Here is a 12274-nt window from a genome sequence, read left to right as displayed (position 1 = left end):
GTGTTAACTGCTGATGTCATACACTAGCTTCGGCGTTAATTATATGTAAACAGGAAGAAAATCATGTCACAACTCGTGCATTTCCAGGGCAATCCGGTCGCCGTTTCTGGCGCTATTCCAGCGCCGGGTGCATCGGCACAGCCTTTTACACTGGTCGCAAAAGATCTCTCTGACGTGACGCTTGCCCAGTATGCAGGTAAGCGCAAAGTATTGAACATTTTCCCAAGTATTGACACCGGCGTTTGTGCCGCCTCTGTACGTAAGTTTAATCAACTGGCGACAGAAATGGAGAACACCGTGGTGCTGTGCATCTCGGCCGATCTGCCGTTTGCGCATTCGCGTTTTTGCGGTGCGGAAGGTTTAAGCAACGTCGTGACGCTGTCGACGCTGCGTAACCCTGAGTTTTTGCAAAATTATGGCGTCGGCATTGCGGAAGGCGCGCTTAAAGGGCTTACCGCTCGCGCCGTCATTGTGATTGATGAAAGCGATAAGATCATTTTCAGCCAGCTGGTGAATGAAATCACCACCGAACCTGACTATGCCGCCGCGTTAAACACGCTTAAAGCATAAACCTCGTTGCCCGAGAAAAGGCCCGGCTTGAGCGGGCCTTGTTGCCTTACTCTTCGCTTTTCTTCTGGCTCAAACCGTATTCACGCAGCTTATTGGCGATGGCGGTATGAGAAACACCAAGCCGTTTCGCCAGCTTACGCGTGCTGGGATAATTTTGATAAAGCTGAACAAGAATTGAGCGCTCAAAGCGACTGGTAATATCATCCAGGGTCCCTTCCATGGCTTCTTCTCCCGGAGATGCCAGCAATATATCCGTTTGTGGCAATAAGATATCCTGAGAGCGTAATTCATACCCTTCGAGCTGAGTCAGCGCACGATAGATCGCATTCTTCAACTGACGCACGTTACCCGGCCAGCCATAGCGCGTTAAGACACTGCTCACATCGGCGGCAAGTTTGGGCCGGTTCAGACCCTGCTCATCCGCAAAACGGGCAACGAACAGCTCGGTAAGCGGCATGATATCCTGAGTGCGTTCACGCAGCGGCGGCAGATTCAGCGTTAAGACATTCAGGCGATAATACAAATCCTCACGAAACAGACCTTTCTGCACCAGCTCCTGAAGATTTTTTTGCGTCGCGCAAATCACCCGCACATTAACGTGCACTTCGTGATCTTCCCCTACACGGCGGAAGGTGCCGTCGTTAAGAAAACGTAGTAGTTTGACCTGCATTCGTGGCGACATTTCACCTATTTCATCCAGCAGCACCGATCCACCGTTCGCCTGCTCAAAAAAGCCTTTTTTGCCTTCCGGCGCATGGCCAAACAATTCGCTCTCGACGGCATCTTCAGGAATCGATGCACAATTCAGCGCCAGATACGGCATCGCTGCGCGGGGGCTGGCCTGATGGCAGGCGTGCGCAATAAGATCTTTCCCGGTGCCGGTATCGCCAACAATCAGCAGCGGAGCCGTTAGCATGGCCAGTTTACGTGCCTGATCGACCACGTGACGCATTTTAGGGCTGACGGCGACTATCTGACTGAATGCGCTGACATCCTGAGCATTAACGTTCTGAAGCTGACGTCCCATCCGCGCGGTCGAGCGCAGGATAACAACCGCCCCGGTCAACAGCGGCTGGGCATCCTCGCCGTCGAGGAAAACAGGTGTGATTTCCAGCAGGAAATTCTGTCCGTTCACCACAATATGTTCGCTGTGCGATTCGGCAGGTTTACTTTCCAGCCAGCGCTGGAAATTGAAATCACCGATAAGCTGACCAATAGTATGATGGCGTAAACGCTCCTGGCTCTGCCCCAGCAGCTGGCAGCTGGCCGGGTTGGCCAGTTCAATTTTACTTTTGGTATCCAGCGACAGCATAGGATCGGGCATGGCTTCGAGTAGCGCACTCAGCGCCAGATGCTCGCGCTCAGACGGCATCCACGGTACGGTGCGAACATCGGTCACCCCGGCAATACGGCGGATCTCCGCCATCAGGCGGCTGAAGGAATCAAACTCCAGCTCGGAAAAATTGAGGTAGATACGCCCAACCGGATCGATTTCAATCCCCCGCAGGTCGATACCGCGTAACACCAGCAGATCGAGTAATTCGCGAGCAAGACCAAGACGGTCTTCACAAAAGACTTCAAGACGCATGGGATTTTTCCCTGAACAGTCAACGATGATAAGAATAATAAGCTACCCGCAGACAATCGGAAAGATAGCTGTCAACAAATATTGACAGCATAGAGGAAATAATGAGCGATTGAGAGGATTATTTAGGGTCAGGTACGATCGGACGGCGCTTTACTACGCTGGAGCGTCTCTTTCAGTTGGCCGATAAGCTGACGGCGAAAATCCCCCAGACGCGGCTTATCGCCGTCTATCCATGGCAGAGGGCGACACAACTCCATCGCTTTAATGCCTAATCTGGCGGTGAGCAGCCCGGCGCCGATACCCTGTGCGGCGCGGGTTGACAGTCGGGCGGCAAGATCCTGAGACATCCAGTCCATTCCCACTTCGCGCACCAGCTCGCTGGCCCCGGCAAACGCCATGTTAAGCAGGACCAGCCGAAACAGACGCAGCCGACTGTAGTAGCCCAGCTCAATACCGTATAACGTGGCAATACGGTTGATAAGCCGCAGATTTCGCCAGGCAATAAAGGCCATATCCACCAGCGCCAGCGGACTCACGGCAATCATCAGGGTTGACTCCGCCGCCGAGCGGCTAATTTCGCGTCGCGCCTGAGCATCAAGAACCGGCTGAACCAGATGGGCGTATAGACTGACGATTTCCCGATCGCTTTGTGTTTCATGTATTGCGGCATACCAGCGCTGTAGCGCAGGATGCGACTGATCAATACCGGCCTGGCGCGCCAGCCCTTCACAAAATGTCCGGCCTTTGCCCGTACCGTGACTGTGTAAAAGATCCCGCGCTTCATCGCGCTCGTGCGCCCGCTGGCGAAGTCGCCATAAGCGGCGCCATTCGCTCGCCACCGACCCTGTTCCGGCCGCGACAATCAACGCCCCCGCCGCGCAACCGCCGAGCGCGACCCAGTCCTGAGCCTGCCAGGCATTCATAGCCCACTGTACGCCCTGCCCCACAACACTCACCCCAAACAGCGTCAGCCCGGCCATCACCATTTTACGCCACAGGCTCCGTTTGGGCCGCAGGGCCGCCGCGACAGCCGCTTCAGCCGGGCCGTCTTCGGTAATTCCTTCATCAGTTACGGCAAGAGCGAAAGGGTGCGCATCGTCGTCACTGAAATGCCGGGCAGCGCGAAAGGATTCTTCACGCTCTGGCTCCAGCGGACCGGCGAAATCAATACGCGGTTTAAGTGGCTCGGTCATCGTAATTTATCCCCAATTAAAAATTCCAGTGCCGCATCAATGCGAATGTGCGGTAACGGTTTATCCACGTCCAGAACCGGGGGGCGAAACGCCTCGAATTGAAACCCCTGCTTTTGCCAGAAAGCCTGCCCCGGTAAGCGGGCGGGAACCTCTCCCGGATAGACGGTCAGCGGAGTGCCATCTTCCAGCCGATGCCCTCGCAGTGCGGGCACTTTTTCACCCTCGACGTCGATAAGTCCGCTTTGCGTTGCCTGAACGGAAGCCAGTCCCAGGCAATCCATTGAGATACCTTCAAAAGCGGCATTTTGCCAGGCGTCCTGAACTAACTGTTGCAGCAGCGACACCATGTTCGCATGTTGATCGAGCGTAACGTGATCGGCTTTGGTCGCGGCAAACAGCAGCTTATCAATGACCGGGGAAAACAGGCGACGAAACAGGGTGCGCTGGCCGTAATGGAAACTCTGCATCAGCTGCGTCAGTGCCAGTCGCATATCATTGAAGGCCTGCGGACCGCTGTTCAACGGTTGCAGGCAGTCCACCAGCACGATCTGCCGATCAAAGCGCAGGAAATACTCTTTGTAGAAGCCTTTAACGACGTTTTCGCAGTAGTAATTAAACCGCTCGCGCAGCATTCCGGCATTGGTCTGTTTACCCGCCTGGGCCAGCATGGCTTCGCCGGTCTGGTCAACATCGGGCCACGGAAAAAATTGCAGCGCGGGTGCACCAGCCATATCGCCCGGCAGCACAAATCGCCCTGGCTGGATAAAATGCAGTCCCTCTTTTTTACAGCGATGGAGATAATCGGTCCAGACGGCGGCAATTTCAGCCAGCTTGTTTTCGTCGGCTGGCGCGAGAGGGTCCAGATCCTGACAAAGCCTGCGCCATGTCGCCGCCCATTCCGCACGTTGTCCCTGTAGCATACCGGTCATCTGGCGGGACCAGCCGGTATAATCCTGCGCCAGCATCGGCAAGTCGAGTAACCACTCACCGGGATAGTCGACAATCTCAAGATACAGTGTGGAGGTATCACGGAAATGGCGCAGCAGTGAATCGGTCGGGCGAAAGCGCAGGGCCAGGTTGATTTCACTGACGCCGCGGGTGGCGGTCGGCCATGCGGGCGGCGACGCATAAAGCTGTGCCAGCCCCTGGTCGTAGGTAAAACGAGGAACGCCAAAATCACGCTGCGGTACGCGTTTAACGCCCAGTAAGCGCTCTTCACGCACGGCGCTTAACAATGGCAGACGCGCACCCGCATGAACATTTAGTAGCTGATTTACCATTGAAGTGATGAACGCGGTTTTTCCGCTGCGGCTGAGTCCTGTTACCGCCAGACGCAAATGCCTGTCCACGCTCCGGTTCATTAGCGCATTTAATTCATTTTTAAGTCGCTTCATCCCTTTCCTTCTGCTTCAGTCGACATCGTCACAGGTATAGCATGAGTATATTAAATGAGGCTGACTGTGGGTAATGCAATCGCTGTTAACGCGATGACATCGCGTACAGTTAAGGTAGGCTGACTGGGGCAGACCGGAAGGTAAAAAAAGTTGCGGTGACCATAACGGTCACCGCGGGGTCTGACGTTTAGCATAGCGACGGGAAACACTATTGGCCGCACGCTTAAGCAGCGGTTCCAGCGCAAAAGCCAGCAGCATTTTCAGCGGGCGTCGCGCAACGGACTTAACCGCCCAGCCTGCAACGCCAGCCGGCCCGTAACGCAGCGCGGTTAACAGCACCAGCTTGCCGGCGATTTTCAGGCCGGGTTTAACCCGGGTGCCAGCTTTCTGCCACTTCGTATTCATATCTGGCTCCTGTCGACGATTGATCAAAGCTGACGAAACCGGCTATGCAGTGAAAACGCATCGGAGGTAACATACCGTTCCATTTCACGTAGCCTTTTTTCTCCGGCAGCCAGTTCATTATCTACCATCAATAATAGCTCACTACTGCCCGGTATGCGTTCGCCGTCTAACTCGGCATCCGGTAGCGGATCCAGTAAAAAAGCCATAATAATGTAGGCAACGACCACAAAGAAGAACAGGCCGAAAATCATTGCCAGCACGGTAATCAGCCGGACCAGCTTCACAGGTACATCAAAATAGTGCGCGATCCCGGCACAAATACCTTTGACCATTCCCTGCTGTGGGATGCGGTACAGCTTTTTGTTTAAATCAATCGCGGCCATTAGCGGTCCCTCCAGTTCGGATGCTCAGCATCAAGGATAGATTCCAGGGCCTGAATACGCTCCCGCATCCTTTTTGCTTCATCATTAAGCTGTACCAGGTGCTGCTGTTCACTGGTCGATAACGTGCCATTCCGGGAACGATTGTTGTAATGCAGCCACAGCCAGACTGGTAAAATAAACAAAATGAACAGGGTCAGCGGTATGGCAAGAAAAAGCGCGCTCATGTGTACTCCTTACAATTTTTGAGCGGCGGTACGCTCAGGCACCGCCAGTGAAACACGTCATGGGCCGAAATACCCTATAACTAAATTCGGGTATCTCACGCAGGATATGTCTTTTATTGATTATCCTGCTTCATTCTGGCTTTTAACGCCGCCAGCTGCTCGCCGATCTCATCATCCGCCTGTAAATCGGCAAATTGCTGGTCGAGCGTATTCTTTTTACCGAACTGGTGGCTTTCCGCTTCTGCTTCCATATGATCGATACGACGTTCAAACGATTCGAAACGGGCCATTGCCTGATCGATTTTACCGCTGTCGAGCTGACGACGCACATCGCGCGAGGAGCTGGCTGCCTGATGACGCAGAGTCAACGCCTGCTGACGCGCACGGGTCTCACTGAGTTTATTTTCCAGCTCGCCAATCTCTTTTTTCATACGGATTAGCGTTTCATCAACCAGTACCGATTCGTCTTCCAGCATCGCAATCAGATCGGTTAACTTTTGTTTCTCAATGAGCGCGGCACGGGCGAGATCGTCTTTATCTTTACGCAGTGCCAGCTCAGCTTTATCCTGCCACTCTGCCTGCTGCACGCTGGCCTGCTCAATACGACGCGTCAGCTGCTTTTTCTCTGCCAGCGAGCGTGCGGAGGTAGAGCGAACTTCCACCAGCGTATCTTCCATTTCCTGAATCATCAGGCGCACCAGTTTCTGCGGATCTTCCGCTTTTTCCAGCAGTGAGTTGATGTTGGCATTCACGATGTCGGCGAAACGAGAAAAGATACCCATAATTAATTCCTCACAATGATGTTTGTTATATCGGGCAGTGCCCTGCTGAATACTGGTTTGCAAACGGCGTGCCATGTTTTTATGTTGTTGATTTGTCGTTAATCATTTGCTTTATAGGCGTTGCTACCATAAAGTTTATCAGTGAATCACACTACTTAATGGTCAATTTCATCATGGCTGAATACAAAGATACGTTGCTGGGTGAGGCAAACAGCTTTATTGACGTGCTGGAACATGTCTCACGTCTGGCGCCGCTGACCAAACCGGTACTTATCATTGGTGAGCGCGGGACCGGAAAAGAGCTTATTGCCAGTCGCCTGCACTATCTCTCTTCCCGCTGGCAGGGGCCGTTTGTGTCGCTTAACTGCGCGGCGCTCAATGAAAATCTTCTTGACTCAGAGCTGTTTGGTCACGAGGCCGGAGCCTTTACCGGCGCGCAGAAGCGGCATCCCGGACGTTTTGAGCGTGCCGATGGCGGCACGCTGTTTCTCGATGAACTGGCAACCGCGCCAATGATGGTGCAGGAAAAACTGCTGCGGGTGATTGAATATGGCGAACTTGAGCGCGTTGGCGGCAGCCAGCCGTTGCAGGTCAACGTACGGCTGGTCTGCGCCACCAATGCGGATCTGCCTGCCATGGTTGAGCAAGGTACATTTCGCGCCGACCTGCTCGATCGTCTGGCATTTGACGTCGTACAGCTTCCGCCACTGCGCGAGCGTGAGAGCGATATCATGCTGATGGCCGATCACTTCGCTATACAGATGTGTCGTGAAATCGGTCTGCCGCTGTTTCCCGGGTTTACCCCCCGTGCCACTCAAACGTTGCAGGATTATGGCTGGCCGGGGAATATCCGTGAACTAAAAAATGTGGTTGAGCGCTCGGTCTACCGTCACGGAACTATCGACGCGCCGCTGGATAATATCATTCTGAATCCTTTTGCGCGGACTGCCCCGGCGCAGCCGCAGCCGGTGACGAATGACCTCCCGGCGCTGCCGCTGGATTTGCGCCAGTATCAACTCGACCAGGAGCGGGATCTGGTGCAAAAAAGCCTCCATCAGAGCAAGTTTAATCAAAAGCGCGCCGCCGAATTACTCGGTCTGACCTACCATCAGCTCCGCGCATTGCTCAAAAAACATCAGATCTAGGCGCGGAATAGCCAAAATGATGATATTTTCAGCAATTGCCTGCAGACATTTTTACCTCGCTGGCGTAAGTGCGATACACTTTGCAGATCGAATCTGAAAACCCTGAAAATTATGCGCCTGGTTTTTTCCTCTTTGGTCGCGGCAGTCGGCCTGTTTTTTGGCCTGGCTCATGCCGCTCCTGTGCCGCCCGCCTCACCTGTTACCGATATCCGTGATAGCGGCTTTGTCTATTGTGTGAACGGACAGGTAAACACCTTTAACCCGCAAAAAGCGGGGAGCGGCCTGATTGTCGATACGCTGGCGGACCAGCTTTATGACCGCTTGCTGGAGGTCGATCCTTATACCTATCGTCTGGTCCCCGAGCTCGCTGAGCGCTGGGAAGTACTGGATAACGGTGCGACCTACCGTTTCTATTTGCGTAACAACGTCGCGTTTCAACATACCGCCTGGTTTGAACCGACTCGCAAGCTGAATGCTGACGATGTGGTCTTTACCTTTCAGCGCATCTTTAATCGCCAGCACCCGTGGCACAATGTGAATGGCAGCAGCTTTCCGTACTTCGACAGCCTGCAGTTTGCCGATACGGTTGAGAGCGTGCGTAAACTGGATAATCATACCGTTGAGTTTCGCCTGACGCGTCCGGACGCCTCGTTTCTCTGGCATCTGGCGACCCATTATGCATCGATAATGTCCGCAGAATATGCCGCACAACTGACAAAAACCGATCGTCAGGAGTTAATCGATCGTCAGCCCGTGGGAACCGGACCCTATCAGCTTAGCGAATACCGTTCCGGCCAGTTCATTCGTTTGCAGCGTCATGCGCATTTCTGGCGCGGCGAACCGCTGATGCCGCAGGTGGTGGTCGATCTTGGTTCCGGGGGCACCGGACGTCTTTCTCGTCTGCTTACCGGCGAATGCGATGTCCTCGCCTGGCCTGCTGCCAGCCAACTTTCCATCTTACGTGACGATCCACGTCTGCGCTTAACCCTGCGGCCAGGTATGAACATTGCCTATCTGGCCTTTAACACCAACAAAGCACCGCTGAATAACCCGGCGGTTCGCCATGCGCTGGCGCTGGCCATCAATAATGAACGTCTGATGCAGTCGATTTATTACGGCACGGCAGAAACCGCAGCCTCTATTTTGCCGCGCGCCTCATGGGCTTATGATAACGAAGCGAAAATCACCGAATACGATCCGGCGAAGGCTCGTGAGCAGCTTGACGCCCTGGGTATTAAGGATCTTACGCTCCAGCTTTGGGTCCCGACCTCCTCCCAGGCATGGAATCCCAGTCCATTGAAAATGGCGGAATTAATTCAGGCAGATATGGCGCATATTGGCGTCAAGGTAACGATTATGCCGGTTGAAGGCCGTTTCCAGGAAGCACGGCTGATGGACATGAATCATGACCTGACGCTGGCAGGATGGGCTACCGACAGTAACGATCCGGACAGTTTTTTCCGTCCGCTGCTGAGTTGCGCCGCCATCAGCTCACAATCCAATTTTGCTCACTGGTGCAATCGGGAATTTGATAACGTGCTGTTTAAAGCGCTGTCTTCACAACAGCTTGCCGCACGAATTGATGAGTATGATGAAGCGCAGCGCATTCTTGCCCGTGAACTTCCGGTTCTTCCTCTGGCGTCTTCGCTACGCTTACAGGCGTACCGTTACGATATGAAAGGACTGGTCGTCAGCCCGTTTGGTAACGCCTCTTTTGCCGGCGTCTCGCGTGAAAAAGACGAGGGGCAGAAACCATGATCATCTATACCTTGCGCCGCGTACTGCTGTTGCTGGTTACGCTATTCCTGTTGACCTTCATCGGCTTTAGCCTGAGCTATTTTACGCCTCATGCGCCACTCCAGGGTGCCTCATTATGGAACGCATGGACGTTCTGGTTTAACGGCGTCCTGCACTGGGATTTCGGCGTTTCCAGCATTAATGGTCAGCTGATCTCAGAGCAACTGAAAGAGGTTTTTCCGGCCACTATGGAATTGTGTATCCTGGCTTTTTCGTTTGCCCTGCTTATCGGTATTCCGGTTGGAATGCTGGCCGGGATCATGCGAAATAAATGGCAAGATAATGTCATTAGCGCGCTGGCGCTGCTGGGCTTCTCGATCCCGGTTTTCTGGCTGGCACTGCTGCTGACGCTATTTTTCTCACTGACGTTGGGCTGGCTGCCGGTATCCGGGCGTTTTGATCTGCTGTACGAGGTCAAAACGGTTACCGGATTCGCGCTGGTTGATGCCTGGCTTTCTGATTCGCCCTGGCGGCATGAAATGATGATCAGCGCCCTGCGCCATATGGTGTTGCCGGTTCTGACGCTGGCGGTAGCCCCGACAACGGAAGTGATTCGTTTGATGCGCATCAGCACGATTGATGTTTTTGATCAGAATTACATCAAAGCCGCCGCCACCCGTGGCGTTTCACGCCGTACGATCCTCTGGCGTCATGTGCTGCATAACGCTCTGCCGCCGGTTATTCCACGGCTCGGACTGCAATTTTCGACCATGCTGACGCTGGCGATGATCACTGAAGTCGTTTTTAGCTGGCCGGGTCTCGGACGCTGGATGATTAATGCAATCCGGCAGCAAGACTATGCGGCGATCTCGGCCGGCGTCATGGTGATTGGCGCGCTGGTGATTATTGTTAATGTGATTTCCGATATTTTGGGTGCTATGGCTAACCCTCTGAAACATAAGGAATGGTATGCCTTACGATAGCGTCTATAGCGAAAAACGCCCGCCGGGAACGCTGCGCAACGCGTGGCGTAAATTCTACGGCGATACCACCGCGATGATCGGCCTTTACGGTTGTGGCATCCTGTTGCTGCTATGCATCTTCGGCAGCCTGTTCGCGCCATACGGGATTAATCAGCAATTCTTAGGCTATCAACTGCTGCCGCCTTCCTGGTCGCGCTACGGTGAGGTGTCATTTTTCCTCGGTACCGACGATTTGGGCCGGGATGTCCTGAGCCGACTGCTTAGTGGCGCAACGCCTACGGTCGGTGGTGCGTTTGCGGTGACGCTGGCGGCAACGCTGTGTGGCCTGGTGCTGGGCGTGGTCGCCGGGGCCACCCACGGCCTGCGGTCTGCCGCGCTGAACCATATTCTCGACACCCTGCTTTCTATTCCGTCGCTGCTGCTGGCGATTATCGTGGTTGCATTTGCCGGTCCACATCTGACCCATGCCATGTTTGCCGTCTGGCTGGCGCTGCTGCCGCGTATGGTTCGTTCGGTCTACAGCATGGTTCACGATGAACTCGAAAAAGAGTATGTCGTCGCCGCGCGGCTGGATGGAGCAACCACGCTAAATATCTTATGGTTTGCCGTATTGCCAAACATTACTGCCGGGATGGTGACCGAAATCACCCGCGCGCTGTCTATGGCAATCCTTGATATTGCAGCACTGGGCTTTCTCGACCTCGGCGCGCAACTTCCCTCTCCGGAATGGGGCGCCATGCTCGGCGATGCGCTGGAGCTGATTTATGTCGCACCGTGGACGGTAATGCTCCCGGGCGCAGCCATCATGATAAGCGTATTGCTGATCAACCTGCTGGGCGACGGGCTGCGCCGGGCAATTAATGCGGGGGTGGAGTAATGCCGTTACTGGATATCCGCAATCTGACCATTGAATTTAATACCAGTGAAGGATGGGTGAAGGCCGTAGACCGCGTTAGCATGACGCTGGCCGAAGGTGAGATCCGCGGACTGGTGGGTGAATCCGGCTCCGGAAAAAGTCTGATCGCCAAGGCTATCTGCGGGGTGACGAAAGATAACTGGCGGATCACCGCTGACCGCATGCGTTTTGATGACATTGACCTGCTGAGACTTTCGGTACGTGAACGGCGTAAACTGGTCGGTCATAATGTGTCGATGATTTTTCAGGAGCCGCAATCCTGTCTTGATCCGTCAGCGCGCATTGGCAACCAGCTGATGCAGAATATCCCGCGCTGGACCTTTAAAGGTCGCTGGTGGCAACGCATCGGCTGGCGCAAGCAGCGCGCTATTGAACTGCTGCACCGGGTCGGTATCCGGGATCACAAAGATGTGCTGCGCAGCTTCCCTTATCAGCTTACCGAGGGGGAATGCCAGAAAGTGATGATCGCCATCGCCCTTGCGAATCAACCGCGTTTGCTCATTGCCGATGAACCAACCAATGCTATGGAGCCGACCACGCAAGCGCAAATTTTTCGTCTGCTGAGTCGCCTCAATCAGAATAACAACACCACTATTCTGCTCATCAGTCACGATCTACAAATGCTGAGTAAATGGGCGGATAAAATTAACGTTATGTACTGCGGACAAACCGTCGAAACCGCGCTGAGCGAAGAGTTGGTGGCGACGCCTCATCACCCCTATACGCAGGCTCTTATCCGTGCGATCCCGGATTTTGGCAGTTCGATGCCGCATAAAAGCCGCCTTAATACGATGCCCGGCGCAATCCCGCTGCTGGAACATTTGCCGATGGGTTGTCGCCTGGGACCACGCTGTCCTTATGCCCAGCGTAAATGCATTGAAACGCCTCGTCTGACAGGGGCTAAAAACCATCTGTACGCCTGTCATTTCCCACTGAACATGGAGAGAGAGTGAG

13 protein-coding genes are annotated in these 12274 nt (G+C 54.2%); 6 read left to right on the top strand and 7 right to left on the bottom strand.

Annotated features, from left to right (window positions below; translation table 11 throughout):
- Positions 1 to 63 precede the first annotated feature (63 nt).
- Positions 64 to 570, top strand: coding sequence for a thiol peroxidase (gene tpx, locus AC791_RS11165; RefSeq protein ID WP_049840508.1), 507 nt, complete (start codon positions 64 to 66; stop codon positions 568 to 570).
- A 46-nt stretch (positions 571 to 616) separates the two neighbouring features.
- On the opposite strand, the gene tyrR is transcribed toward tpx, so the two are convergent.
- The 7 genes from tyrR to pspA form a co-directional block, all read right to left on the bottom strand.
- Positions 617 to 2158 (bottom strand): transcriptional regulator TyrR, encoded by a 1542-nt coding sequence (tyrR, locus tag AC791_RS11160; protein ID WP_049840507.1) that lies wholly within the window; start codon positions 2156 to 2158, stop codon positions 617 to 619.
- 128 nt (positions 2159 to 2286) lie between these two features.
- The gene (locus AC791_RS11155) at positions 2287 to 3351 is read right to left on the bottom strand and encodes a YcjF family protein (protein ID WP_049840506.1); all 1065 of its coding nucleotides are present in this window, start codon (positions 3349 to 3351) and stop codon (positions 2287 to 2289) included.
- Positions 3348 to 4745 carry a YcjX family protein gene (locus tag AC791_RS11150; protein WP_049840505.1) on the bottom strand — a complete coding sequence of 466 codons (1398 nt, stop codon included), beginning with the start codon at positions 4743 to 4745 and terminating at the stop codon, positions 3348 to 3350. The genes AC791_RS11155 and AC791_RS11150 overlap by 4 nt, the downstream gene beginning before the upstream one ends.
- A 168-nt stretch (positions 4746 to 4913) precedes the next feature.
- Positions 4914 to 5150 (bottom strand): phage shock protein PspD, encoded by a 237-nt coding sequence (gene pspD, locus AC791_RS11145; RefSeq protein ID WP_049840504.1) that lies wholly within the window; start codon positions 5148 to 5150, stop codon positions 4914 to 4916.
- A 23-nt stretch (positions 5151 to 5173) separates the two neighbouring features.
- A complete protein-coding gene (pspC, locus tag AC791_RS11140) occupies positions 5174 to 5533 on the bottom strand; it encodes an envelope stress response membrane protein PspC (RefSeq protein ID WP_049840503.1) in 360 nt (119 codons plus the stop codon).
- On the bottom strand, positions 5533 to 5757 hold the full coding sequence (gene pspB / locus AC791_RS11135) for an envelope stress response membrane protein PspB (protein ID WP_049840502.1): 225 nt from the start codon (positions 5755 to 5757) through the stop codon (positions 5533 to 5535). Before pspB ends, pspC begins: the two co-directional genes overlap by 1 nt.
- Before the next feature lie 113 nt (positions 5758 to 5870).
- The gene (pspA, locus tag AC791_RS11130) at positions 5871 to 6539 is read right to left on the bottom strand and encodes a phage shock protein PspA (protein ID WP_049840501.1); all 669 of its coding nucleotides are present in this window, start codon (positions 6537 to 6539) and stop codon (positions 5871 to 5873) included.
- Positions 6540 to 6697: 158 nt separating this feature from the next.
- Here pspA and pspF point away from each other — a divergent pair, with 158 nt between their 5' ends.
- From pspF to sapD, 5 genes are all read left to right on the top strand, one after another.
- On the top strand, positions 6698 to 7684 hold the full coding sequence (pspF, locus tag AC791_RS11125) for a phage shock protein operon transcriptional activator (RefSeq protein ID WP_228136898.1): 987 nt from the start codon (positions 6698 to 6700) through the stop codon (positions 7682 to 7684).
- A gap of 111 nt (positions 7685 to 7795) precedes the next feature.
- Entirely contained in the window at positions 7796 to 9442 is a 1647-nt protein-coding gene (gene sapA, locus AC791_RS11120) for an ABC transporter substrate-binding protein SapA (RefSeq protein ID WP_049840500.1), read from the top strand.
- A complete protein-coding gene (gene sapB, locus AC791_RS11115) occupies positions 9439 to 10404 on the top strand; it encodes a putrescine export ABC transporter permease SapB (RefSeq protein ID WP_049840499.1) in 966 nt (321 codons plus the stop codon). The genes sapA and sapB overlap by 4 nt, the downstream gene beginning before the upstream one ends.
- Entirely contained in the window at positions 10391 to 11281 is an 891-nt protein-coding gene (gene sapC / locus AC791_RS11110) for a putrescine export ABC transporter permease SapC (protein ID WP_049840498.1), read from the top strand. Before sapB ends, sapC begins: the two co-directional genes overlap by 14 nt.
- Positions 11281 to 12273: a putrescine export ABC transporter ATP-binding protein SapD gene (gene sapD, locus AC791_RS11105; RefSeq protein ID WP_049840497.1), complete on the top strand. Its 993-nt coding sequence runs from the start codon at positions 11281 to 11283 to the stop codon at positions 12271 to 12273. Before sapC ends, sapD begins: the two co-directional genes overlap by 1 nt.
- The last annotated feature ends 1 nt before the right edge of the window (position 12274 follow it).

This window comes from Klebsiella sp. RIT-PI-d (genome assembly GCF_001187865.1).
GTDB lineage: Bacteria > Pseudomonadota > Gammaproteobacteria > Enterobacterales > Enterobacteriaceae > Superficieibacter.
The sequence above is the reverse complement of the archived record's forward strand: the minus strand, read 5'-3'. Positions and strand labels throughout refer to the sequence as shown.

Coding starts and splice junctions, on each gene's coding strand:
- sapD (WP_049840497.1), top strand. CDS start 11,281: ATGCCGTTACTGGATATCCGCAATCTGACCATTGAATTTAATACCAGT.
- sapB (WP_049840499.1), top strand. CDS start 9,439: ATGATCATCTATACCTTGCGCCGCGTACTGCTGTTGCTGGTTACGCTA.
- pspF (WP_228136898.1), top strand. CDS start 6,698: ATGGTCAATTTCATCATGGCTGAATACAAAGATACGTTGCTGGGTGAG.
- tpx (WP_049840508.1), top strand. CDS start 64: ATGTCACAACTCGTGCATTTCCAGGGCAATCCGGTCGCCGTTTCTGGC.
- AC791_RS11155 (WP_049840506.1), bottom strand. CDS start 3,351: ATGACCGAGCCACTTAAACCGCGTATTGATTTCGCCGGTCCGCTGGAG.
- pspA (WP_049840501.1), bottom strand. CDS start 6,539: ATGGGTATCTTTTCTCGTTTCGCCGACATCGTGAATGCCAACATCAAC.
- sapC (WP_049840498.1), top strand. CDS start 10,391: ATGCCTTACGATAGCGTCTATAGCGAAAAACGCCCGCCGGGAACGCTG.
- pspD (WP_049840504.1), bottom strand. CDS start 5,150: ATGAATACGAAGTGGCAGAAAGCTGGCACCCGGGTTAAACCCGGCCTG.
- AC791_RS11150 (WP_049840505.1), bottom strand. CDS start 4,745: ATGAAGCGACTTAAAAATGAATTAAATGCGCTAATGAACCGGAGCGTG.
- pspC (WP_049840503.1), bottom strand. CDS start 5,533: ATGGCCGCGATTGATTTAAACAAAAAGCTGTACCGCATCCCACAGCAG.
- tyrR (WP_049840507.1), bottom strand. CDS start 2,158: ATGCGTCTTGAAGTCTTTTGTGAAGACCGTCTTGGTCTTGCTCGCGAA.
- sapA (WP_049840500.1), top strand. CDS start 7,796: ATGCGCCTGGTTTTTTCCTCTTTGGTCGCGGCAGTCGGCCTGTTTTTT.
- pspB (WP_049840502.1), bottom strand. CDS start 5,757: ATGAGCGCGCTTTTTCTTGCCATACCGCTGACCCTGTTCATTTTGTTT.